Origin of the sequence: Streptomyces sp. NPDC058469 (assembly GCF_042721125.1) — a bacterium.
GTDB lineage: Bacteria > Actinomycetota > Actinomycetes > Streptomycetales > Streptomycetaceae > Streptomyces.
Genome location: NZ_JBHXME010000121.1, coordinates 1 through 23635, shown reverse-complemented (window position 1 = coordinate 23635; position 23635 = coordinate 1). Strand labels below are relative to the sequence as shown.

General features: G+C 71.3%; 21 protein-coding genes. 11 read left to right on the top strand and 10 right to left on the bottom strand.

Features of this window, described 5'->3' with window-relative positions:
• Nucleotides 1–126 precede the first annotated feature (126 nt).
• Nucleotides 127–906: an SDR family NAD(P)-dependent oxidoreductase gene (locus ACFWP5_RS37310; protein WP_384167163.1), complete on the top strand. Its 780-nt coding sequence runs from the start codon at nucleotides 127–129 to the stop codon at nucleotides 904–906.
• 575 nt (nucleotides 907–1481) lie between these two features.
• On the opposite strand, the gene ACFWP5_RS37305 is transcribed toward ACFWP5_RS37310, so the two are convergent.
• Nucleotides 1482–2363, bottom strand: a complete 882-nt coding sequence (locus ACFWP5_RS37305; RefSeq protein ID WP_384167160.1) for a LysR family transcriptional regulator — start codon at nucleotides 2361–2363, stop codon at nucleotides 1482–1484.
• Between the two features lie 120 nt (nucleotides 2364–2483).
• Here ACFWP5_RS37305 and ACFWP5_RS37300 point away from each other — a divergent pair, with 120 nt between their 5' ends.
• From ACFWP5_RS37300 to ACFWP5_RS37275, 6 genes are all read left to right on the top strand, one after another.
• Complete coding sequence (locus ACFWP5_RS37300; RefSeq protein WP_384167199.1) at nucleotides 2484–3155, top strand: succinate dehydrogenase; 672 nt, start codon at nucleotides 2484–2486, stop codon at nucleotides 3153–3155.
• Nucleotide 3156: 1 nt separating this feature from the next.
• On the top strand, nucleotides 3157–5109 hold the full coding sequence (locus ACFWP5_RS37295) for a fumarate reductase/succinate dehydrogenase flavoprotein subunit (RefSeq protein WP_384167157.1): 1953 nt from the start codon (nucleotides 3157–3159) through the stop codon (nucleotides 5107–5109).
• Entirely contained in the window at nucleotides 5106–5855 is a 750-nt protein-coding gene (locus ACFWP5_RS37290) for a succinate dehydrogenase/fumarate reductase iron-sulfur subunit (protein WP_384167155.1), read from the top strand. The genes ACFWP5_RS37295 and ACFWP5_RS37290 overlap by 4 nt, the downstream gene beginning before the upstream one ends.
• Nucleotides 5856–6217: 362 nt before the next feature.
• Nucleotides 6218–6991, top strand: a complete 774-nt coding sequence (locus ACFWP5_RS37285; RefSeq protein ID WP_384167153.1) for a GNAT family N-acetyltransferase — start codon at nucleotides 6218–6220, stop codon at nucleotides 6989–6991.
• Nucleotides 6991–7944: a lysophospholipid acyltransferase family protein gene (locus ACFWP5_RS37280; protein ID WP_384167151.1), complete on the top strand. Its 954-nt coding sequence runs from the start codon at nucleotides 6991–6993 to the stop codon at nucleotides 7942–7944. Before ACFWP5_RS37285 ends, ACFWP5_RS37280 begins: the two co-directional genes overlap by 1 nt.
• Before the next feature lie 118 nt (nucleotides 7945–8062).
• Nucleotides 8063–9226 carry an alanine--tRNA ligase-related protein gene (locus ACFWP5_RS37275; protein ID WP_384167149.1) on the top strand — a complete coding sequence of 388 codons (1164 nt, stop codon included), beginning with the start codon at nucleotides 8063–8065 and terminating at the stop codon, nucleotides 9224–9226.
• Between the two features lie 65 nt (nucleotides 9227–9291).
• Here the strand turns inward: ACFWP5_RS37275 and ACFWP5_RS37270 are convergent, their stop codons facing one another.
• Nucleotides 9292–11643, bottom strand: a complete 2352-nt coding sequence (locus tag ACFWP5_RS37270) for an ATP-binding cassette domain-containing protein (RefSeq protein WP_384167147.1) — start codon at nucleotides 11641–11643, stop codon at nucleotides 9292–9294.
• 134 nt (nucleotides 11644–11777) lie between these two features.
• On the opposite strand from ACFWP5_RS37270, the gene ACFWP5_RS37265 reads away from it, so the two are divergent.
• A complete protein-coding gene (locus tag ACFWP5_RS37265) occupies nucleotides 11778–14249 on the top strand; it encodes an ATP-dependent Clp protease ATP-binding subunit (RefSeq protein WP_384167144.1) in 2472 nt (823 codons plus the stop codon).
• Between the two features lie 34 nt (nucleotides 14250–14283).
• Complete coding sequence (locus ACFWP5_RS37260; protein ID WP_384167141.1) at nucleotides 14284–15306, top strand: alcohol dehydrogenase; 1023 nt, start codon at nucleotides 14284–14286, stop codon at nucleotides 15304–15306.
• Here the strand turns inward: ACFWP5_RS37260 and ACFWP5_RS37255 are convergent.
• Both ACFWP5_RS37255 and ACFWP5_RS37250 read right to left on the bottom strand, forming a co-directional pair.
• Entirely contained in the window at nucleotides 15296–16291 is a 996-nt protein-coding gene (locus tag ACFWP5_RS37255) for an LLM class flavin-dependent oxidoreductase (protein ID WP_384167138.1), read from the bottom strand. The genes ACFWP5_RS37260 and ACFWP5_RS37255 overlap by 11 nt on opposite strands.
• Nucleotides 16292–16348: 57 nt before the next feature.
• On the bottom strand, nucleotides 16349–16771 hold the full coding sequence (locus tag ACFWP5_RS37250) for a (2Fe-2S) ferredoxin domain-containing protein (RefSeq protein ID WP_384167136.1): 423 nt from the start codon (nucleotides 16769–16771) through the stop codon (nucleotides 16349–16351).
• 72 nt (nucleotides 16772–16843) lie between these two features.
• On the opposite strand from ACFWP5_RS37250, the gene ACFWP5_RS37245 reads away from it, so the two are divergent.
• Complete coding sequence (locus tag ACFWP5_RS37245) at nucleotides 16844–17335, top strand: hypothetical protein (RefSeq protein ID WP_384167133.1); 492 nt, start codon at nucleotides 16844–16846, stop codon at nucleotides 17333–17335.
• 41 nt (nucleotides 17336–17376) lie between these two features.
• On the opposite strand, the gene ACFWP5_RS37240 is transcribed toward ACFWP5_RS37245, so the two are convergent.
• The 5 genes from ACFWP5_RS37240 to egtA form a co-directional block, all read right to left on the bottom strand.
• Nucleotides 17377–17592, bottom strand: coding sequence for a dodecin (locus ACFWP5_RS37240; RefSeq protein WP_266777659.1), 216 nt, complete (start codon nucleotides 17590–17592; stop codon nucleotides 17377–17379).
• Between the two features lie 93 nt (nucleotides 17593–17685).
• Nucleotides 17686–18648, bottom strand: coding sequence for an L-histidine N(alpha)-methyltransferase (egtD, locus tag ACFWP5_RS37235; RefSeq protein WP_384167130.1), 963 nt, complete (start codon nucleotides 18646–18648; stop codon nucleotides 17686–17688).
• Nucleotides 18645–19418 (bottom strand): ergothioneine biosynthesis protein EgtC, encoded by a 774-nt coding sequence (gene egtC, locus ACFWP5_RS37230; protein ID WP_384167127.1) that lies wholly within the window; start codon nucleotides 19416–19418, stop codon nucleotides 18645–18647. The genes egtD and egtC overlap by 4 nt, the downstream gene beginning before the upstream one ends.
• Nucleotides 19418–20758: an ergothioneine biosynthesis protein EgtB gene (gene egtB / locus ACFWP5_RS37225; protein WP_384167124.1), complete on the bottom strand. Its 1341-nt coding sequence runs from the start codon at nucleotides 20756–20758 to the stop codon at nucleotides 19418–19420. Before egtB ends, egtC begins: the two co-directional genes overlap by 1 nt.
• A complete protein-coding gene (egtA, locus tag ACFWP5_RS37220) occupies nucleotides 20755–22065 on the bottom strand; it encodes an ergothioneine biosynthesis glutamate--cysteine ligase EgtA (RefSeq protein ID WP_384167121.1) in 1311 nt (436 codons plus the stop codon). The genes egtB and egtA overlap by 4 nt, the downstream gene beginning before the upstream one ends.
• A 268-nt stretch (nucleotides 22066–22333) precedes the next feature.
• Between egtA and ACFWP5_RS37215 the strand changes: the two genes are divergently transcribed.
• Entirely contained in the window at nucleotides 22334–23158 is an 825-nt protein-coding gene (locus tag ACFWP5_RS37215) for a TIGR02452 family protein (RefSeq protein ID WP_384167118.1), read from the top strand.
• A gap of 27 nt (nucleotides 23159–23185) precedes the next feature.
• On the opposite strand, the gene ACFWP5_RS37210 is transcribed toward ACFWP5_RS37215, so the two are convergent.
• Nucleotides 23186–23632 carry a type II toxin-antitoxin system PemK/MazF family toxin gene (locus ACFWP5_RS37210; RefSeq protein ID WP_384167196.1) on the bottom strand — a complete coding sequence of 149 codons (447 nt, stop codon included), beginning with the start codon at nucleotides 23630–23632 and terminating at the stop codon, nucleotides 23186–23188.
• Between the last annotated feature and the right edge of the window lie 3 nt (nucleotides 23633–23635).

Genomic DNA, 23635 nt, shown 5'->3' with positions numbered 1-23635 from the left:
CCCCCGGTTCCGGTCTCGAGCGGCGCCCTCGCTGCGGCTGCGCGAGGATGGCCCGAGGCGGACGCACGTCGGGTCGGCGGGCTGTCGTCCTGAGAAGCAGGCCTCGTCGCAAAGGAGTTGGACTCCATGAGCACCGAACTGCAGGGCCGGACCGCCGTAGTGACGGGCGCCAGCAAGGGGATCGGACTGGCGATCGTGGAGGCGCTGGCCGGGGCGGGGGCCACCGTCGTCGCCGGGTCGCGTACCACCACCGAGGGGCTGGACGCTCTGGTCAAGGAGTTCCCGGTCACCTGGGTTGCCGTGGATCTCGCGGAGCCCGGTGCGGCCGAGCGGCTGATCGCGGCGGCCGGCGGGCGTGTGGACGTCCTGGTGAACAACGTCGGCACCGCACCGCCGCGCACCGGCGGCTTCCTGTCCGTGACCGACGAGGACTGGCAGCGCACCCTCGACCTGAACCTCCTCACGGCGGTACGCGTCACCCGCGCCGCCCTGCCGCTGATGCTGGCCGCCGAGCGGGGCTCCGTGGTCACGATCGGTTCGGTCAACGCCACCCTGCCCGACCCGCTGGTCATCGACTACAGCGCGGGCAAGGCCGCCCTGGTCGCCTTCTCCAAGGCACTGTCCAAGGAGGTCGGTCCGAAGGGCATCCGGGTCAACACCGTCAGCCCCGGACCGGTCGAGACGGAGCTGTGGCTCGGCGGCGGTGGCGTGGCCGCGACCGTGTCGGCCGCCGCCGGGATCACCCCCGAGGAGGTCGTGGCGCGGGCCTCCGGCGCCACCGTCACCGGCCGCTTCTCCAAGCCCGCCGAGATCGCCGACGTGGTCCTCTTCCTCGCCGGCGACCGCGCGGCCAACCTCACCGGCAGCGACCTGGTGATCGACGGCGGGTTCATCCCGACGTGGTGAACCGGGCGGGCGCCTACGGGCGTTGAACTCCCGTACGGCGGCGCCCGGTTGCCGCTGCTTCTACGGTGACTGTCACAACCGGCATCGGCACCGGCGACCGGATGGGACCACGTGGCCCACCGCTCCCGCAGCACCTGCCGCACCCGGAGTCCGGGTGGGCCGGCGAGGCTGGCTGCTTCCGTAGCACTTGCTGCGCCGGGCGTCAGCGACAGCGTCCGGGTGAAGCGCTGCGGCGCACCGCTCGCACGGCATCCGCATGAGCGTCCGGCCGAGTTCGCGGGGTTCATCGCCTTCACGGCAGCCGCCGCGTCCGGCGTCCGGGTGGGCTCGCGAGGCTGGCTGCTCCCGTAGCACCTGCTGCGCCGGGCGTCAGCGACAGCGCCCGGGTGAGGCGCTGCGGCTCACAACTCCCACGGCATGCGAACCAGGGCCCCGCCGAGTTCGCGGGGTTCGTCGCCTCCACAGCAGCCGCCGCAACCGACATCCGCGCCCGCCGCCTCCCGAGTCCGCGCAGCCCACCGCTTCCGCCCCAACCGGCATCCGCACCACCCCCCGCCGAGCCCGCGCAGCTCACCTCACCGTTCCAACAACATCCGCTGCAACTCCCTGGCCGCCCGCGGCGGAGCCACGTCGCTGCGATGCGCGAGCGCGATCGTCCGGTGCAGACCGGGCCGCGCCAGCGGGGTCACCCGCAGCCCGCGCCCGGACTTCGTCGCGACCATGCGCGGTACGACGGCCACGCCAAGCCCCGCCCGGACGAAGCCGAGGACCGCGTCCATCTCGCCGCCCTCCACCGCGAAGTCGGGTTCGAAGCCCTCGGCGCGGCAGGCGGCGACGGTGAGTTCGCGCAGGTCGTAGCCGTGCCGGAACATCACCAGGCGCTCGCCCTCCAGGTCGGAGATCCGTACCGTCCGACCGCGACCCGGCGCCGGCGCCTCCGGTGAGGACACGACCACCAGGTTCTCGCGCAGCAGCTCCACCGTCGTCAGCGCCGGTGAGGGCGTGGGCAGCGGCAGCACCACCAGGGCCAAGTCGAGGGCGCCGCGCGCCAGTTCCCGTACGAGATCGTGCGAACCGCCCTCCTCGATCAGCAGCCGGATGCCCGGATAGCGGTCGTGGAAGGCGCGCAGCACGTCCGGCAGCAGACCCGTGCACAGGCTCGGCGTCGCGCCCAACCTGATCCGTCCGCTGCGCAGTTGGACCAGTTCGAGGACCTCGTGCCGGGCCGTGTCCGCGTCCGCCAGGATGCGCCGGGCCAGCGGAAGCAGCGCCTCGCCCGCGTCCGTGAGCGTGATGTTGCCGCGGGCCCGCAGGAACAGATCGGCGCCCAGCTCCCGCTCCAGCGCCTTGATCTGCTGGGACAGCGAGGGCTGCGCGACATGGACCAGATCGGCGGCCCGGGTGAAGTGCCGGGTCTCGGCGACGGCGACGAAGTACTGGAGCTGCTGGAACTGCATGCACCCACGATAGCCGCAGGCTATGGAAACCAGGCAGACCATGTCTTGGACCGATCGGCCCTCGGGCGCCTAACGTCCGTAGACATGGCTCTGGCAACGCGGACGGACCGACGACCGTCGATGGCGCGCACGGTGTGGGACAGCTCCGTCGGCAAGAAGACGGTGATGGCCGTCAGCGGCCTGATCATGCTGCTCTACCTGGTCGTCCACATGATCGGGAACCTGAAGATCTTCTTCGGGGCGGGCGAGTTCAACCACTACGCCCACTGGCTGCGCACCGTCGGCGAACCCTTCATGCACTACGAGTGGACGCTCTGGCTGATCCGCATCGTGCTGGTGGTCGCCGTGATCGCCCACGCCGTCTCCGCGTACCAGCTCAGCCGCCGCGACATCAAGGCGCGCCCCAGCAAGTACGTGCACAGGAAACGCCGGGCGAGCTACGCCACGCGCACCATGCGCTGGGGCGGGATCATCCTCGGCCTGTTCATCGTCTGGCACATCCTCGACCTGACGACCGGCACCGTGCACTCCGGCGGCTTCCAGGAGGGCCACCCGTACCAGAACGTCGTGGACACCTTCTCCACCTGGTACGGCGACACCATCTACATCGTCGCGATGCTCGCCCTCGGCCTGCACGTCCGGCACGGCTTCTGGAGCGCCGCGCAGACCCTCGGCGCGGGCAGCCGCAGCCGCGACCGCGCCCTGAAGACCGTCGCCAATGTCCTCGCGCTGCTGCTCACGGCCGGCTTCATCGCCGTGCCCGTGGGCGTCATGACCGGAGTGGTGAGCTGAAATGACCCTTGAATACGCGGACTTCACGACCGGGGAACCCGTCACCGACACCAAGTCCCCCTCGGGCCCGATCAACGAGCGCTGGGACACCCGCCGTTTCGAGGCCAAGCTGGTCAACCCCGCCAACCGGCGCAAACACACGGTGATCGTCGTCGGCACCGGCCTCGCCGGCGGCTCCGCAGGCGCCACACTCGCCGAACAGGGCTACCACGTAGTCCAGTTCTGCTTCCAGGACTCCCCGCGCCGCGCCCACTCGATCGCCGCCCAGGGCGGCATCAACGCGGCGAAGAACTACCGCAACGACGGCGACTCCGTCCACCGCCTCTTCTACGACACCGTCAAGGGCGGCGACTTCAGGGCCCGCGAGTCCAACGTCCACCGCCTCGCGCAGATCTCCGTCGAGATCATCGACCAGTGCGTCGCGCAGGGTGTGCCGTTCGCGCGGGAGTACGGCGGTCTGCTCGACACCCGCTCCTTCGGCGGCGTGCAGGTGTCGCGGACCTTCTACGCCCGCGGCCAGACGGGCCAGCAACTCCTCCTCGGCGCCTACCAGGCGCTGTCCCGGCAGATCGCCGCCGGGAACATCGAGATGCACCCGCGCACCGAGATGCTCGACCTGATCGTCATCGACGGGAAGGCACGCGGGATCGTCGCCCGCGACCTCGTCACGGGCCGTATCGACACGTACTTCGCGGACGCCGTCGTCCTCGCCAGCGGCGGCTACGGCAACGTCTTCTACCTGTCGACGAACGCCATGAACTCCAACGCCACCGCCGTCTGGCGGGCGCACCGGCGCGGCGCGCTCTTCGCCAACCCGTGCTTCACGCAGATCCACCCCACCTGCATCCCGCGCACCGGCGACCACCAGTCCAAGCTCACGCTGATGAGCGAGTCCCTGCGCAACGACGGCCGGATCTGGGTGCCGAAGGCCCAGCGCGACCAGCGCCCGCCGAACCAGATCCCCGAGGACGAGCGCGACTACTACCTGGAGCGCATCTACCCGGCCTTCGGCAACCTCGTGCCCCGCGACATCGCCTCCCGCGCCGCGAAGAACGTGTGCGACGAGGGCAGGGGGGTCGGCCCCGGCGGACAGGGCGTCTACCTCGACTTCGCCGACGCCATCGGCCGGTTGGGCCGCAAGGCCGTCGAGGAGAAGTACGGCAACCTCTTCGACATGTACGCCCGGATCACCGCCGAGGACCCGTACACGGTCCCGATGCGGATCTACCCCGCCGTGCACTACACGATGGGCGGCCTCTGGGTCGACTACGACCTCCAGACCACGATCCCGGGCCTGTTCGCGATCGGCGAGGCCAACTTCTCCGACCACGGCGCCAACCGCCTCGGCGCCTCCGCGCTGATGCAGGGCCTCGCCGACGGCTACTTCGTCCTCCCGGCGACCATCAACGACTACCTCGCCCGGAATCCCGGACACGAGGAGATCGGCGTCCAACACCCCGCCGTACAAGAGGTGTTGGCGGAGACCGAGGACCGCCTCAACCTCCTCCTCGCGGTGGACGGCGACCGCACCCCCGACTCCTTCCACCGCGAACTCGGCGAACTCATGTGGGAGTTCTGCGGCATGGCCCGCACCGACAGCGGACTGCGCAAGGCGCTGGAGCGCATCCCGCAGATCCGCGAGGAGTTCTGGCGACGGATCAAAGTCCCGGGCACCGGCGAGGAGTTCAACCAGTCGCTGGAGAAGGCGAACCGGATCGTCGACTACCTGGAACTCGCCGAGCTGATGTGCCTCGACGCACTGAACCGCGCCGAGTCCTGCGGCGGCCACTTCCGCGAGGAGTCACAGACCCCGGACGGCGAAGCGGAGCGCAGGGACGAGGAGTTCAGCTACGCGGCCGCCTGGGAGTTCACCGGCACCGGCTCATCTCCCGTACTGCACAAGGAAGACCTGGTCTTCGAGTACGTCCACCCCACCCAGCGGAGCTACGCATGAAGCTCACCCTGCGCGTCTGGCGGCAGAAGAACGCCGACGCCGAAGGCGCCATGTCCACCTACCAAGTGGACGGAATCTCCACGGACATGTCGTTCCTGGAGATGCTCGACACCCTCAACGAGGAACTCATCCTCAAGGGCGAGGACCCGGTCGCCTTCGACCACGACTGCCGCGAGGGCATCTGCGGCACCTGCTCGCTCGTCATCAACGGTGACGCGCACGGCCCCGAACGCACCACCACCTGCCAACTCCACATGCGGTCCTTCGAGGACGGCGACACGATCGACATCGAGCCGTGGCGCGCCTCCGCCTTCCCGGTCGTCAAGGACCTCGTGGTGGACCGCTCGGCCTTCGACCGGATCATCCAGGCCGGCGGTTACATCACCGCCCCCACCGGCGCCGCCCCCGAGGCCCACGCCACCGCCGTGCCCAAACCGGACGCGGACTTCGCCTTCGAGCACGCCGAGTGCATCGGCTGCGGAGCGTGCGTGGCCGCCTGTCCCAACGGCGCGGCGATGCTCTTCACCTCCGCCAAGGTCAACCACCTCAACGTCCTCCCGCAGGGCGCCCCCGAGCGCGAGACCCGCGTCCTCGACATGGTGGCGCAGATGGACGACGAGGGCTTCGGCGGCTGCACCCTCGCCGGCGAATGCGCCACCGCCTGCCCGAAGGGCATCCCGCTGGTCTCCATCACCGGCATGAACAAGGAATGGCTGCGGGCCACCCGCAAGGCCGCCAAGCGCTGAACTCCCGCACGGGACAGGAACGTTCGCCGACAAGATGCGGACGGGCGGGACCGGGAGTGGTGCTCATCCCTGGTCCCGCCAGGCACTTTCGACCGGTTGAGGCACGAGGGAACTCCCACCGGACCCCCGTCGTTGACGGCGTACGGCCGCCGGCTGCTGCTTCTCGACGCCGCCGCGCCCCGCCGAAGTGAACGCCAGGTGCTGAGCACCGGGGCGTGAGGACGCCGTTCAACAAGCTCACATCCCGCCTCCGGGCACAGGTCACGCGCAGGACGTCCGGCGTAGGAAGAACTGTTGCGACCGGACATACGGAACCGGCCAGCCAGTTCCCCGCCGAACCCGGCCCGTGATCAGGGAGAGCCATGACCGGCGTTTCCACCCTCGACCGTCCTTCGCGGCCCGCCGCGCCGACCCGCTACACCGTCACGCTCGCCCGAGACGAGGACGATGTGCGTGCCGCGCAGCGGCTGCGGCACGACGTCTTCGCCGGGGAGATGGGCGCCCACCTGTCCAGCCTGCAGCCCGGCCTGGACATCGACGCCTTCGACGCCTACTGCGACCACCTCCTCGTCCGCGACACGGTCACCGGGCAGGTGGTCGGCACCTACCGGCTGCTGCCGCCCGAGCGGGCCGCGGTCGCCGGACGGCTCTACTCGGAGAGCGAGTTCGACCTCGCCCCCCTCGACTCGATCCGCCCGGGCCTCGTCGAGGTCGGCCGCTCCTGCGTCCACCCCGACCACCGCGACGGCGCGGTCATCGGCCTCATCTGGGCCGGCATAGCCCGCTACATGGTCGACCGCGGCCACAACTGGCTCGCCGGCTGCTGCTCCATCCCGCTCGCCGACGGCGGCGCCCTCGCCGCCGGCACCTGGGACCGGGTCAGCGCCAAGCACCTGGCTCCCGAGGAGTTCCGGGTACGACCGCTGCTGCCCTGGAGCGCCGACGGCGTGACCCGACCCGCCGGCCGCGTCGAACTCCCGCCGCTGCTGCGCGGATACGTCCGCCTCGGCGCCTGGGTGTGCGGCGAGCCCGCCCACGACCCGGACTTCGGGGTCGCCGACCTGTACGTGCTGCTGTCGATGCGCCGGGTCAACCCGCGCTATCTGCGGCACTTCCTCTCGCTCGTCCCGGCGTGATGAGCGTCTGGCTGCCCAGCGCGCCCTGCACCCCCAGGGCGTGCATCGAGTCGAAGGGGTCCGTCACGGCCGTACCGCGCGCCGTGCTGCGATTCATGGCCGTACTGGTCGTGGTGGCCGCCGGTGCCGCACTCACACCCATCGGCTGGGGGTCCCCCCGCTTGCGGGGGAGGATCCCCGCCGGCGCGGTGCGCTGGTGGTGCCGGACGATCGTCCGGGCCGCCGGCATACGGCTCCGTATCACCGGCACCACCACGCCCACCGGCGGACTGCTGCTGGTCGCCAACCACATCTCGTGGCTGGACATCCCGCTGCTGGCCGCCGTACGCCCCGCCCGCATGCTGGCCAAGGCCGAGATCCGGCACTGGCCCGTGGCCGGGACACTGACCGCGGGCAGCGGCGCCCTGTTCATCGACCGCGACCGGCTGCGCGCCCTCCCCGAGACGGTCGCCTCCATCGCGGGCGCCCTGCGCGCCGGCGGAGCGGTCGCCGTCTTCCCCGAGGGCAGCACCTGGTGCGGCCGGGCCCAGGGGCATTTCCGGCGGGCCGTCTTCCAGGCCGCGCTGGACGCCGGAGTCCCCGTCCAGCCGGTCAGCCTGCACTACCTGACCGACGGCACCGCCAGCACCGCACCCGCCTTCGTCGGCAGCGACTCGCTGCTCACCTCGGTGTGGCGGGTCGTGTCGACGCGCGGGCTGGTCGCCGAGGTCGAGGTGGGGGAGACCATCGCGCCCGGCAGCCACCCCGACCGCCGCTCCCTCGCCCACGCGGCACAGGCCGGGGTGATGGCTCGGACCCAGCACCGGGACCACTGCACCTCGGTGGCGCAGGCCCCGGTGAAAATCCGCAGGACGGCCCGCAGGCGTCCTGTTAGCGTTGCGTCCATGAGGATCATCAGGCACACCGGCACCGCGACCGCGCGAGCGACCAGCTCGCCGGCTGCCGACGCCTGACCTCACAGACCTCTCCCGGCGGCCGGAAACGGACCGCCGGGACGTGTCGTTTCCAGCACCATCGCACCCTGCCCCGCGGTCCCTTCCGGTCCCCACCCGACCCGAAGGACGCACCGCCATGAACACCGACGACACCGTCCGCACGTTCCTCGACTTCTACCGCGAACGCGGACACCGCCCGATCACCGGCAGCACACTCCTGCCACCGCCCTCGGACCCGGTCCTCTTCACCACGTCCGGCATGCACCCGCTCACGCCGTACCTCCAGGGGCGCCCCCATCCACAGGGCCGGCGGCTGGTCAACGTCCAACGCTGTCTGCGCACCACCGACCTCGACGAGGTCGGCGACCTCACACACCTGACCGTGTTCGAGATGCTCGGCTCATGGTCGTTGGGCGACTACGGCCATCCGCAGAGCCTGCGGTGGGGCTACGAGCTGCTGCGGGACGGCTTCGGCATCCCGCGCGAGAAGTTGTACGTCACTGTCTTCGGCGGCGATGAACAGGTCGGCCCCGACCTTGAATCGCTGGACACCTGGCGGGAGTTGGGTGTGCCGGTCGAGTCGACGCGGGACGAGAACTGGTGGTCCAACGGGCCCGTGGGTCCCTGTGGACCCGACTCGGAGATCTTCTTCTGGACCGGAGACGGCCCGCCTGAGGGCACCCCGACCAGCGACTCGCGCTGGGTGGAGATCTGGAACCAGGTGCACATGCGGCTCGAACGCGGTGAGGACGGTGGGCTGGTTCCGTCGCGTCAGGTCAGCGTTGACACGGGGATGGGGTTGGAGCGGCTTGTGTCTGTTCTTCAGGGGCGGCGGTCGGTCTATGAGTCGGATGTGTTCGAGCCGTGGATGCGGATCCTTCCCACGTTGTGGGTTCTGGACGAGCACTCGATGCGGGTTGTCTCTGATCATCTGCGGTCGAGTGTCGTGGTGTTGGGGGATGGGGTACGGCCTTCCAACACCGGGCGTGGGTATGTGGTGCGGCGGTTGGTGCGGCGGCTGCTCACGAGCTTGCGGCGCGATGATCCGTCGCGCACGCTGTCCGACCTCCCGGTGGAACTTGTTGAGCACACGCTTGACCATTTCCGGCAGTCACTTGAGGTCGGCACAGTGCGGGAGGTGTTGCTGGATGAGGAGCGGCGGTTCACTCAACTTCTCGAACGGGGGCGGCGGGTGCTGTCTCGGCCCGAGTTTCGGGGGCCGTTGAGCGAGGAGGACTTTCGCTACCTCCATGACACTCATGGGTTGCCCCGTGAATGGGTCGGCGGTCTTGAGAGGTAGTTGGTCGGCTGCGGGGGTGTGGGGGCTGGTCGCGCAGTTCCCCGCGCCCCTAAAAGATAGGGAGTTCACGCGAGCGCGCTTGCCAGATAGGGTGCCGTCGCGCTTCCGCTCACCTGCGCCACATTCCTCGGCGGGCCCGCCGCCACGATCCGGCCACCCTCCTCTCCTCCGCCTGGGCCCATGTCGATCACCCAGTCCGCGCCCGCCACCACGGCCATGTCGTGTTCGACCACCACCACGGTGTGGCCGACGTCGACGAGGCCGTGGAGCTGGCGCAGCAGTACCTCTACGTCGGCCGGGTGGAGGCCGGTGGTCGGTTCGTCGAGGAGGTAGAGGGTGTGGCCGCGTCGGCCGCGCTGCAACTCGCTGGCCAGCTTGATGCGTTGGGCCTCGCCGCCGGACAGTTCGGTGGCGGGCTGGCCCAGGTGCAGGTAGCCGAGGCCTACGTCCAGCAGTGCGGTCAGGCTGCGGGACACGGCCGGGGTGTCCGTGTCCGCGAAGAAGGCCGCCGCGCTCTCCACCGTCAGGTCGAGGACCTGCGCGATGTTCCGTCCCCGGTACGTCACTTGGAGTGTCTCGGGGTTGTAGCGGGCCCCGCCGCAGTCGGGGCACGGCGCGTAGGTGCTGGGGAGGAAGAGCAGTTCCACGCTGACGAAGCCCTCGCCCTGGCAGGTCTCGCAGCGTCCGCCCGCCACGTTGAAGGAGAACCGGCCTACGCCGTAACCCCGTTGGCGTGCCTCGTCGGTGGCCGCGAAGACCTTGCGGACGACGTCGAAGAGGCCGGTGTAGGTCGCCAGGTTCGAGCGTGGGGTGCGGCCGATCGGTTTCTGGTCGACCGACACCAGGCGTCCCACGCCCGGCAGTTCCTCGGTGATCTCGCCGATGAGCGTGGACTTGCCGGAGCCCGAGACGCCGGTCACCGCGGTGAAGACGCCGAGGGGGAAATCGGCCGTCACGTCGCGCAGGTTGTGCCGTGTTACCGGGCCCACCTTCAACTCGCCTCGTGGTGAACGGACTTCGCGGGCGGGAGTGGGGGAGCGGTCGAAGAGGAAGCGGGCCGTCGCCGACTCCTTCACCGCCGCCAGTCCGGCCACGGGTCCGCTGTACAGTACCCGTCCGCCGTGCTCGCCGGCCTGCGGGCCCACGTCCACCAGCCAGTCGGCGCCGCGCATCACGTCCAGGTGGTGCTCCACCACGAACGCCGAGTTGCCCGCCGACTTGAGCCGGTCCAGGACCGTGAGCAGGGCCCTCGTGTCCACGGGGTGCAGACCGGCGGACGGTTCGTCGAGGACGTAGACGACGCCGAAGAGGCCGGACCTCAACTGGGTTGCCAGGCGCAGTCGTTGGAGTTCGCCCGCCGAGAGGGTGGGGGTCGCGCGGTCCAGGCTCAGGTAGCCGAGGCCCAGTTCGAGGATCGGTGCGATGCGGGAGTCGAGGTCCTCGGTGAGGACGCGGGCCGCCTCCGACGTTCCGTTGAGCGTGCCGGTCAACTCCGCCAGCGGTAGTGCGGCCAGGTCGGCGATCGTGCGGCCCGCGACGGTCACCGCCAGGGACTCGGCGCGCAGTCGGCTGCCTCCGCAGACCGGGCACGGGGTGCTGGTCAGGAAGCGTTCCGCCTTGGCCCGTAGGGTCGGGCTCTTCGTGTCCGAGAAGGTCTTCATGACGTAGCGGCGGGCGCTCATGTACGTGCCCTGGTACGGGCGTTGGATGCGGTCCGCGTCCCGGATGGGGTGCACGGTCACTACCGGCTGCTCGTCCGTGAACAGGATCCACTCCCGCTCGTCGGCGGGGAGTTCGCGCCACGGGCGGTCCACGTCGTGGCCGAGCGTGTCGAGGATGTCGCGCAGGTTCTTGCCCTGCCAGGCGCCCGGCCACGCGGCGATCGCGCCCTCGCGGATCGACAGTGAGGGGTCGGGGACGAGGGACTCCTCGGTCGTCCGGTGGACCCGGCCGAGGCCGTGGCACTCCGGGCACGCGCCCGCCGCCGTGTTGGGGGAGAAGGCGTCGGAGTCGAGGCGTGCGGCGCCGGGCGGGTAGTCGCCGGCGCGGGAGAACAGCATCCGGAGGGAGTTCGAGAGGTTGGTGACCGTGCCCACCGAGGAGCGGGAGGTGGGGGTCGAGCGGCGCTGCTGGAGGGAGACCGCCGGGGGGAGGCCGGTGATCTCGCCGACCTTCGGCGCGCCTACCTGGTGGATCAGTCTGCGGGCGTACGGCGCCACCGACTCGAAGTAGCGGCGCTGGGCCTCCGCGTAGATCGTGCCGAAGGCGAGGGACGACTTTCCGGAGCCGGAGACGCCTGTGAACACGGTCAACACGTCCCGCGGGATGTCGACGTCGACGCCCTGGAGATTGTGCTCGCGGGCGCCGCGGACACGGACGTAGGAGTCGGGGAGGTGAGGGGTGCGGGGGCTGTGCATGACCCGGCGAGTCTATGCGACCAGGCCGGGTGCCGCCCGGTGACCTGCGGGGGTGCGGGGGCGTCTGCGCTGTGCCACGTTGGAAGGCACGGATGCCAGTCGCCGCACAGTCGCCGCACGGAAGGCCCGTGGTCATGAGCACTCCCGGATTCGGTTTCGGACGCAGCCCCTTCGAGGAATTCGACGAGCTGATGTCCCGGTATTTCGGCGGTTCGGGCCCCGCGTCACCGTCACGCCGGGCCCAGCGCGTCGACATCGGCAGCCTGCTCTCCGAACGGGCCCGTGAGCTGGTGGCCCAGGCGCGGGACATCGCCGCCGTGGAGGGCAGCGAGCAGCTCGACGCCCGGCATCTGCTGGCCGCCGCCACCGAGCAGGAGTCGACCCGACGGCTGCTCGCCGAGGCGGGCGCGGACCCCGACCGGATCCGGGAACGGGTGTCCTCAGGCGCGGACGGCGCCCCGAAGACCGAACCCAGCACGCTCACCCCGGCGGCCAAGCGGGCCCTGCTCGACGCGTACCGGATCTCCCGCGCCGAGGACTCCTCGTACATCGGCCCCGAGCATCTGCTGCGGGCGCTGGCCGCCAACCCCGAGTCGGCCGCCGGACAGGCCCTCGCGGGCAGTGGCTGGGAGGGCGACCGGGTGCCCTCAGGTTCCGAGCCCGAACGCAAGCGGCCCAGCAGCACGCCCACCGTCGACGAGTACGGGCGCGACCTCACCGAGGACGCCCGCGCCGGGCGGCTCGACCCGGTGATCGGGCGGGACGACGAGGTCGAGCAGACCATCGAGGTGCTGTCCCGGCGCAGCAAGAACAACCCCGTCCTCATCGGCGACCCCGGTGTCGGCAAGACCGCCGTCGTCGAGGGCATCGCCCAGCGCATCGTCGCCGGTGACGTGCCGAAGACCCTGGCGGGCAAGCGGCTCGTCTCGCTGGACCTGGCCGGGATGGTCGCCGGCACCAAGTACCGCGGCGAGTTCGAGGAGCGGCTGAAGAAGCTCCTCGACGAGGTGAGCGAGCACGGCGACGAACTGGTGCTGTTCCTCGACGAGTTGCACACCGTCGTCGGCGCGGGCGGCGGTGGTGACGGCGCCCTGGACGCGGGCAACATGCTCAAACCCGCCCTGGCCCGCGGGCAGTTGCACCTCATCGGTGCCACCACCGTCGACGAGTACCGCAAGTACATCGAGAAGGACTCCGCGCTGGAGCGCCGCTTCGCGCCCATCCTGATCGGCGAACCGACCGTCGACGACACCATCGAGATCCTGCGCGGCCTGCGCGACCGCTACGAGGCCCACCACCAGGTCCGTATCACCGACGAGGCCGTCGTCGCGGCGGCCGAACTCTCCGACCGGTACATCACCGCCCGCTTCCTGCCCGACAAGGCCATCGACCTGATGGACCAGGCCGCGGCACGCGTACGGCTGCGCGCCAAGACCCCGCTCTCCGACACCCGCGAGGTCGAGGACCGGCTCGCCGCCCTGAACCGCGAGAAGGACCAGGCCGTCGCCGACGAGGAGTACGAGCGGGCCAAGGAGATCCGCGACCGGATCAAGGACACCGAGGCCGAGCTGAAAGCGGGCGGCTCCGCCGAGGAGCAGGCGCCCAAGGTCACCGCCGAGGACATCGCCGAGGTCGTCTCCCGCACCACCGGCATCCCCGTCGCCCAGCTCACCGAGGAGGAACGCGCCCGGCTGATGAAGCTGGAGGAGCACCTCCACGAGCGCGTCGTCGGCCAGGACGAGGCCATCACCGCCGTGGCCCGTGCCGTACGCCGCGCCCGGGCCGGCATGAGCGACCCGAACCGGCCCATCGGCAGCTTCCTCTTCCTCGGCCCCACCGGCGTCGGCAAGACCGAACTGGCCCGCGCGCTCGCCGCCGCACTCTTCGGCGACGAGAGCCGCATGATCCGCCTCGACATGAGCGAGTTCCAGGAGCGCCACACCGTCTCCCGCCTGGTCGGCGCACCTCCCGGATACGTCGGCCACGACGAGGCCGGCCAGCTCACCGAGGCCGTCCGCAGGCAGCCGTACGCCGTGCTGCTGCTCGACGAGGTGGAGAAGGCGCACCCCGACGTCTTCAACACACTGCTGCAACTCCTCGACGACGGGCGGCTCACCGACTCGCAGGGCCGCACGGTCGACTTCAAGAACACCGTCGTGATCATGACGTCGAACATCGGCGCCGACCGCATCCTCGCGGCGGGCGTCGACGACTACGCCAAGGTCCGCGACACGGTGATGCCGGTCCTGAACCAGCACTTCCGCCCCGAGTTCCTCAACCGCATCGACGAGATCATCGTCTTCCGCGGCCTGGAACGCGCCCAACTGCGCGACATCGTCGACCTGTTGCTGGAACACACCCGGCGCAGGCTGCACGCCCAGGACGTCACCCTGGAGGTCACCGACGCGGCGGCGGACCTGCTCGCGAACCTCGGTTACCAACCCGACTTCGGCGCCCGCCCGTTGCGCCGCACCATCCAGCGCGAGGTCGACGACCGGCTCGCCGACATGCTGCTCGCCGGAGCACTGAACGCGGGCGACCAGGCCCGGGTCGACGCGAGTGACGGCACGATCGAGATCAGGGCAAGCCAGGCGGCCGCGCACTAGCCGGTCCGCATTCGCACCCCTCTGGGAGACAGGTATGAGCAGTTATCGAGTCGCGCAAGTGGGCGCGGCCGGCGGCGAGTTCACCATCGTCGAGCGGGACGTGCCGGAGCCGGGACCGGGCCATGTGCGGATCGCCGTGGAAGCCTGCGGGATCTGCCACAGCGACACCTTCTTCGTGAACGCCGGAGTGCCGGGCGTACGGTTCCCGCTGGTCACCGGGCACGAGATCGCCGGGCACATCGACGCGCTCGGCGAGGGCGCCTCGGACAGCGGCTGGCGGGTCGGCGACCGAGTGGCCGTCGGCTGGTTCGGCGGCAGCTGCGGCCACTGCACGCCGTGCAGGCAGGGCGACTTCATCGTCTGCGAGAACCTGAAGGTGCCCGGCTGGGCGTACGACGGAGGCTTCGCGGAGATGACCGTCGCGCCGGTCGACGCGCTCGCCCGGATCCCCGAGGGCCTCTCGGCGAGCGTCGCCGCGCCGATGGGCTGCGCGGGCGTGACCACGTTCAACGGGCTGCGGCGCAGTTCCGCGGGGCCGGGCGACCTGGTGGCCGTACTCGGACTCGGCGGCCTCGGCCACCTGGGCGTGCAGTACGCGGTCGCCATGGGATTCGAGACCGTGGCGATCGCCCGAGGCGCCGAAAAGGCCGACTTCGCCAAGCAGTTGGGCGCGCACCACTACGTCGACAGCACGGCGGACACCGAGGTCGCGGAGGCGCTGCAGGCCCTCGGCGGCGCCAAGGTCGTGCTGGCCACGGCGGGCAACGCCGACGCCGCCACGGCGACCGTGGAGGGGCTGCGGCACCGCGGCGAACTGGTCGTCATCGGGGCGGACACCGCGCCCTTGGGGATCAGCCCGCTCCAACTGCTCATGAGCGCCAAGGTGGTTCGGGGCCATCCGTCCGGCACCGCGCAGGACGTGCAGGACACCCTGGCCTTCAGCGCCCTGCACGGCATCCGCCCGATGGTCGAGACCGTGCCCCTGGACGAGGCCGGCGAGGCCTATGAGCGGATGCTGTCCGGCGCCGCGCGCTTCCGGATGGTGCTCACCCCATGAGCGAGGCGAGCCGCCGGTAGGAGTCCAGCAGGGCTTCGCGGTCGTAGGTGCTGGTGGTGACGAGGACCTCGTCGGCCGCCGTCTCCTTCAGCACCGTCTTCAGCTCGTGGGCCACCTGTTCCTCGGTGCCCGCGAGCTGTCCGGTGAGCCCGGACTCGTAGAAGCCGAACTCCTTGTCGGTCATGGGCAGTTGCTCCACGCGTTCGGCGGGTGGCAGCGGCGGGAAGGTGCCGTGGGTGCGCGAGTACGCCATCGACCAGGCCTCCGGGACGAGCAGTCGGCGGGCCGCTTCGGGGGTGGCGGCCACGGCGATCGTGCCGGAGATGACGACGTACGGGTTCGCGGCCCAGGGGGAGGGGCGGAAGCGGGCCCGGTAGTGGTCGATGCCGCGCCGCATCTTCTCGCGGTTGCGGAGGTCGCCGATCACCATCGGCAGGCCCGCGCGGGCCGCGATGCCGGCGCCCTCGCCCATCGCGAGCACGAACGGCGGCACGCTCAGGCCCTCGGAGGGCCGCGCGTGCGCGCCGGTGGGCGAGGTGCCGCGGAACCAGTCGAGAAGTTCGTCGAGTTGTACGGCGAAATCGTCGGCGTCGTCCTTGTCGCGGCCCAGCGCCTTGCGCACCCCGTCGGTGAAGCCGACCGAGCGGCCGAGTCCCATGTCGATCCGGCCCGGGAAGAGCGACTCCAGGACCCCGAACTGCTCGGCCACGATCAGGGGTTGGTGATTGGGCAGCATCACCCCGCCCGTGCCGACCCGGATGCTCCGGGTGGCCGAGGCGACGGCGGCGGCCAGCACGGTCGGCGCAGAACCGGCGACCCCGGGCACGCCGTGGTGCTCCGACACCCAGAAGCGGTGATAGCCCAGCTCCTCGGCCTCCCGCGCGAACCGCACGGTGTCGCGCAGCGCCTCGGCGGGTGGGTGTCCCTCGCGGGTGCGGGACCGGTCGAGGACGGAGAAGGGGGTCGAGGCGATCACGGAACTCACGTCAGTTCCAACGTCGGGGAGGCCCCGGCATTCCCGCAGCGGTCAGGCCTCGATACCTCACCGCCGGGACCGGACGCGTGCGTCCCGGGGCGGGGCGATGAACTGCAGCTCCAGCGTGACGGGCGGCGCGGCGACCCCCGGCCCGCCAGCAGCTGCCCACTCCAGTATTTCCTCCATGCAGTCGTCGTCCATCGCGAAGCCGACCCAGGTCGGCCGCCCGCCGGCCCGCCGCCCCGCGGCCGACGGCTGGACCACGATCACGTTGGCCTGGTCGCAGGGGCCCAGGCAGTCCGTCGTACGGACGGCGAAACCGTGCTCGGCCGCGCCGGACCGCAGTCGTTCCAGCTGCCAGGCGTGGTCGGTGCCGGGGTGTTTGCGCGGGTCGCCGCAGCAGCAGCCCCGGCATACGACCAGGGTGCAGGGTCGCTCGCGGGCGGCGCCGACGAGGAACGTACGGGGAGCGGGAGTGGCGGCAGACATGCAAGAAGCATGAGGCCAGGGCTCTCGCGGGCCGTTGCCGGGGTGGCGGGTCCCGCTGTCTAGGGTGGGCGGGTGACTGCTGACAACAAGCGCCCGCTCGCCGTGTTCGACCTCGACAACACCCTCGCCGACACGGCGCACCGGCAGCGGTTCCTGGAGCACAAGCCGCGCGACTGGGACGGCTTCTTCGGCGCCGCGCCGCAGGATCCGCCGCTGGCGGAGGGCGTCGCGCTCGCGCTGGAGTGTGCCGAGGAGTGCGAGGTCGTGTATCTGACCGGGCGGCCCGAGCGCTGCCGACGCGACACGCTCGCCTGGCTCGCCGCGCAGGGGCTGCCCGACGGGCGGGTCTTCATGCGGCGCAACGACGACCGCAGGCCCGCCCGGCGCACCAAACTGGAGATCCTCAAGCGCCTCGCCCGCGACCGCGAGATCCGGGTCCTCGTGGACGACGACGAGTTGGTCTGCGACGACGCCGAACGGGCCGGGTTCAGGGTCGTACGGGCCCGCTGGACCGCCCCCTCCGCCGCGCTGGAGGCGGCACAGGAGGGGGAGGGCCGGACCTGAGAGGCCTGTGCGCTACGGCCGTCGGTCCTTGTCCACGGCTGTCAGTCCTCGTCCTCGATGCGGAAGCCGACCTTCAGGCCGACCTGGAAGTGCTCGACCTGCCCGTTCTCGATCTGGCCCCTGACCTGGGTCACCTCGAACCAGTCCAGGCTGCGCAGGGTCTGCGCGGCGCGGGCGACGCCGTTGCGGATGGCCTGGTCGATGCCCTCGTGAGAGGTGCCGACGATCTCGGTGACCCGGTACGTGTGGTTGGACATGCGGGTACTCCTCTCGGCCGTGACGGGCGCGTCACGCGTCACTCCACGGTGCCCCAAGGCGAGCCGGTGCGCGAGACGGCCCGTCACCCGTCGTCAGCGCACCACGCTCAGTGACAGCGCGAAGCGTCCCTCCTGGTCGGTCCACCAGTGGGTCAACTCCAGCCCGGTTGCCGCCAGTTCGGACCGCACGCCCTCCTTGCGGAACTTCGCGGAGATCTCGGTGCGGAGTTCCTCGCCGGCCGTGAAGTCGACGGCGAGATCGAGGGCGGGGATCTTCACGGTCTGATCCGTGCGGGACCGCAGCCGCATCTCGATCCACTCGTTGTCGCTGTCCCAGAGGGCGACGTGGTCGAAGGCGTCGGCGTCGAAGTCGGCGCCGAGCTCGCGGTCGACGACGGTCAGGACGTTCTTGTTGAACGCGGCCGTCACCCCGGCCGCGTCGTCGTACGCCCTGACCAGGACCTCCTCGTCCTTGACCAGGTCCGTGCCGAGCAGCAGCGCGTCGCCGGGGGAGAGGAGCGAACGGAGGCGTGCGAAGAACGTGGCGCGTTCCGCCGGGAGCAGGTTGCCGATCGTGCCGCCGAGGAACGCCAGCAGGCGCGGGCCCGGTGTCTCCGGCAGGGTGAGGTCGCCGGTGAAGTCGGCGATCAGGGCGTGCACGTCGAGACCCGGCCGTTCCTCGATGAGGGCGTGGCCTGCCTGGGTGAGCGCGCTCTCGCTGACGTCGACCGGGACGTACACGGCCAGGCCGGTGAACGCGTCGAGCAGGTGGCGCGTCTTGTCCGAGGAGCCGGAGCCCAGCTCGACGAGCGTGCGGGCGCCGGTCGCGGCGGCGATCTCGCCGGCCCGGTCGACGAGGATCTCCCGCTCGGCACGCGTGGGGTAGTACTCGGGCAACTCGGTGATCCGCTCGAAGAGTTCGCTGCCGTGGGCGTCGTAGAACCACTTCGGCGGGAGTGTCTTCGGGGTGCTGGTGAGGCCCTCCAGGACATCGGCGCGCAGGGCCGCGTCGGTGGCGTCCTCGGGCAGGGTGCGGGTGAGAAGGAACGGGCTCACGTACGGGGCTCCTTCGATGGTGCGAGGTCTTTGAGGGGGGTGAGAAGGACCTCGGTGCGGTTCGCGGTGAGCAAGGTGTGGTCGGGGACCTCCTGCCAGTGCTGGTCGTCGTCGTAGGGCTCGGAGGCCACGACCGTGCGGCGGCCGGGCTCCGAGAGGTACCAGAGGGTGTCGCCCCAGGCCGTGGCAGCGATCGTCTCGCCGTTGGCGAGAAGGAGATTGAGGCGGGAGCCGGGGGCCGCATGGGCGACCTCCGTCACGGTGTCGGCCAGTGCCTGGCCCTCCTCGTCACCGGCCCGCAGCCGGCTCAGGACCAGCGCCCAGACGAGCGCCGAGTCGCAGCGGGCCTCAAGCGACAACAGGTCCACCGGCGGCAGGCGTTGGGCGAGCGCCGCGAGGGTGCGGGGCCAGCCGGTGACGGCGCCGTTGTGGCTGAACAGCCAGGGGCCCGCGGCGAACGGCGCCGCCGCGGCCTCCCCGTCCGCACCCGCGAACGTCGCGTCCCGTACGGCGGCCAGCAGCGCGCCCGAGCGGACCACGCGTGCCAGGTCGGCGAAGGACTGGTCGCCCCAGATGGGCGCGGCCCGCCGGTAGCGGCCAGGCACCGGGTCGCCCTCGGCATACCAACCGACCCCGAAACCATCGGCGTTGACCGTCCCGTGCCGCTGCCGCCGGGGCTCCCAGGACTGGCGGTAGAGGCTGTGCGCCGGGTCCACGAGGAGCCGGCCGAGCGGCTCCTCGGGCCCCAGGTACGCCAGATGGCGGCACATCAGACGGCCCCCGAGCGGGCGGTGCGGAAGCCCGAGAAGATCTGCCGCCGGATCGGATAGTCCCAGTTGCGGAACGTGCCCCGGCAGGCCACCTCGTCCACGGCGAACGAACCACCCCGCAGCACCTTGCACTCCGGGCCGAAGAACACCTCGGAGTACTCCTTGTACGGGAACGCCCTGAACCCCGGGTACGGCAGGAAGTCGCTCGACGTCCACTCCCACACGTCACCGATCAACTGCCGTACGCCCAGCGGTGATTCGCCCGCCGGATAGCTGCCGGCGGGGGCCGGGCGCAGGTGCCGTTGGCCGAGGTTGGCATGCTCGGGTGCCGGGTCGGCGTCGCCCCACGGGTAGCGCGTCGAGCGGTCGGCCGTCGGGTCGTGGCGGGCCGCCTTCTCCCACTCCGCCTCGGTGGGCAGCCGGCGTCCGGCCCAGCGGGCGTAGGCGTCGGCCTCGTACCAGCACACGTGCACCACCGGCTCGTCGGGCGGTACGGCCTCCGTGACGCCGAACCGGCGCCGCAGCCACTGGCCCGCCTCCCGGCGCCAGAACAGCGGCGCCGTAACGGAGTTACGGCGGATGTGCGCCCAGCCCTCCTTCGTCCACCAGCGCGGGTCGTCGTAGCCGCCGTCCTCGATGAACGCCAGATACGCGCCGTTCGTCACCGGGGTCGTGTCGATGTAGAACGGCGCCACCTCCCGCCGGTGCGCGGGCCGTTCGTTGTCCAGGGCCCACGGCTCGGTGGAGGTGCCCATCGTGAACGGGCCGCCGGGGACGAGGACTTCGGGTGGCCCGGTGAACAGCGGGACCGGTTCCGGGTCCGGGGCGGTCAACGCCTGCGGGCCCTTGCGGAGCTGATGGGTGATCAGCATCGTTTCGTCGTGCTGCTGTTCGTGCTGGGCGACCATCCCGAAGGCGAAGCCCATCTCGGTCAGCCGCGTCCCGCGGAAGGCGGCGCCCTCCAGCACGTCCGTCACCCGGCCCCGCACCTCGGCCGCGTACCGCCGGGCCTCCTCGGGCGGCAGCAGCGGCAGCGAGGGGCGTTCGGAGCGCGGGTGCTCGAACGCGTCGTAGAGGCCGTCGATGTCGGGCCGCATCGCGTCCCGGCCGCCGACGGCCCGCAGCAGCCACAACTCCTCCTGGTTGCCGATGTGTGCGAGGTCCCAGACCAGCGGGGACATCAACGGCGAGTGCTGGGCGGTGAGTTCGGGCTCGTCCACGCAGCTCGTCAGGAGCGTGGTGCGGTCCCGGGCCGTGGTCAGGGTGGTCAGCGCCCGTTGCCTGAGCGCCTCGATATCGATGTCAGCAAAGGTGTCAGCGGCGGTGTCGGCGTCGGTCATGTGCGGATGTCCTTCCCGTGCGGGCGGCTGTCCGTGCCGCGCACGCGGTCGAGCAGATCGTCGGCGGGGCAGCGGCCCCGGACGACATAGCGGTCGAAGTACGCGCGGACGGCGTCCGTGACCCCGGCGGTGGCGCCCAGCCGGGGCAGCGCCTCCAGTGCCGCCGCGAAGCACACGAGGGCCACCTCGTGCAGCTCCGGGTCGGACAGGCCGTGGCGGGCCGCGTCGATCCACAGCGGGTTGTGCGGCGCGGGCAGCCCCTGAGACCGTTCGGCCAGCGGCTTCACCGCCCGGTACGCGGTCTCGGCGGCCTCGGGGTCGTCGAACAGCGCCGTCGTCACGGCCAGCGGCACGATCCAGCCGTCGTCCCCGGGCTGCGCGTCGATCATGCGCAGTTCGAGATGGCCGCGCGGCCTGACCGGCGGGAACAGCGTCGAGATGTGGTAGTCGAGGTCCTCACGGGTCGGCGGCCTGGGCGCCCCCGACCTGATCCACTCCCGGAAGGTCAGCCCCTCGGGCACCTCCCACGGGCCGCTGTCCTGCCGTATGCACATCACCGGCGAGTCCAGGACGTGATCGGTCCAGGCGTCGCGCGGGGCCGCGTCCAGCGGGGGCCCGCCCGCACGGCCGGGGCCGATCTCCATCCAGATCAGCTGCCGGGTGGAGCGCCAGCCGGTGGGGCTGTGGCCGACCAGCGGGGAGTTGGCGAACGCGGCCACCAGGACCGCGCCCAGCTGGTGCGCCAGCCACCAGCGCCGCCCGAGGCCGAGCGGACCGGGCTCCTCGTATCCGGCGTCCAGGCACACCTGCACGGACGCCGAGGAGCACATCATGCGGCGGCCCGCGATGCCGGTGCGGTCGAGGCAGCGCTCCATCGCGTCGTAGCGCGGCTCGTGCAGGAACCGGCGCGGCGGGTGCCAGGGATCATGGCCGACGCCGACCAGTCCCAGGCCGTCGCCGCGCAGCACCGCGCGGACGGCGTCGAGATCTTCGGAGACGGAACCGATGCACTCCATCAGGGAGGCGGCGGGCGACGAGCTGAGTTCCAGCTGGCCGCCGGGCTCGACGGTGAGCGCCGACCTCAGAGGCACGGTCTTCAACGCGGCGTAGGCCGCGTCGAGTCGTTCGGGTGTCACGGTGAGCTGCGGCACGCGCAGCTCGTGGACGAGCCATTCCACTTCGACCCCGAGGGTGCGGGGCGGACCGGTCTTGAAGCAGATGCCCTTGACCAGGGCCTCCACCTCGGGTTCGGTGACCGCGGTACGGGGCTCCGTACAGTCGCTACAGTCACTTGCCGTTTCGGACATGTCGGGATCCTCCTGAGATTCCACCATGCCACCGGCCAGGTGTCGGAAGGGTCCGGGCCGGCACACTCGTCCCACCCAAGACCCTCGCGCCGCTTCGCACAAGGGTGAGTATCGGCACGTTCGGGATCCGTAATCTCTGGTTCTCCGGACGTTTCCGGGGCCCGGAAATCCTGTTGCACCGCACGACCAGCATCGCTCACGATGCCTGTATGAGCACGACGGGGGAGATCGCGGGGCGCGCGGTCATGGCGCACACGGGGGTTGTGCCATGAGCGCGCGCCTGCGCGGTATCGCGCAGCAGACCGAACAGATCGTGGCGGCCGGGGGCTACCGCACGGCGGACGGGCGCGAGGTGTCCATAGCCGCACAGACCGAGGCGGCCCGCGCGGGTACGCGCCTGTACGGACCGGAACCGGTGCGGACACCACCGTTCCCGCCCGTGGAGACGCTCTTCGAGGTCACCGGCGAGAGCAGCCTGGAGGCCGCGCGCCGACTGACCGGCCCGGTGGCCGTCCTGAACTTCGCCTCCGCCCGCAACCCGGGCGGCGGTTTCCTGAACGGCGCGCAGGCCCAGGAGGAGGCCCTGTGCCGCGCCTCCGCGCTGTACACGTGCCTGCTTCAGGCCCGCGGTTTCTACGACCATCACCGCGCCCACCGCGACCCGTTCTACACGGACCGGGTCATCCACTCACCGGCCGTCCCCGTCTTCCGCGACGACAAGGGCCGGCTCCTGGACGAGCCGTACACCGCCGGTTTCCTGACCGCCGCCGCGCCGAACGCCGGGGTGGTGCTGCGCACGGCACCGGAGCGCGCGGCCGAGCTGCCGCACGCCATCGCCGTAAGGGCGGAGCGGGTGCTGGAGACGGCTGTCGCGCACGGCTACCGGCGACTCGTCCTGGGCGCCTGGGGCTGCGGGGTCTTCCGGAACGACCCGGCGCAGGTCGCGGGCGCCTTCCACACGCTGCTCGGGCCGGGCGGACGGTTCGCCGCGGCCTTCGAGCACGTGGTGTTCGGCGTCCTGGACCGCACGCCGGGTGCCACGGTCCGGGACGCCTTCGTACGAGCCTTTCCGGAGCGTCAGCTCCAGAGCTAGCCGTGTTTCATCTCAGGTGGAGGCCGCTCAGGTCCAGCCGTAGCGCTCGTGCAGCCGGTGCCGGACGAGGTTGAAGCGCATCTGGTCGATCGCGCACGCCTCCCGGCGCATGCCGTCCTCGTGCAGGCGCAGGACGCGGTCCACGTCGACCCACGAGTCGCGGCCCGACTTGTCCCACGGGCCGTTGCCGATCGCCACCCACTCGCGGTCGGCGTCGTGGCGCTTGCTGGACAGCTGGACGGCGAGCAGTGTCCCGCCGGGCTCACGGGCCACGACGAGGACCGGGCGGTCCTTGCCCCGGCCGTCGTTCTCCTCGAACGGCACCCAGGTCCAGACGATCTCACCGGGGTCGGGGTCGCCGTCGTGCGCGGGGGAGTACTCGGTACGTACCTTGCCGACCTCGCGCGGGGCGGCCTCGGTGGTGGCGGAGGGGCCGAAGCGGCCCGGGACGTTCTCATCGGTAAAGGCGGTCACGGA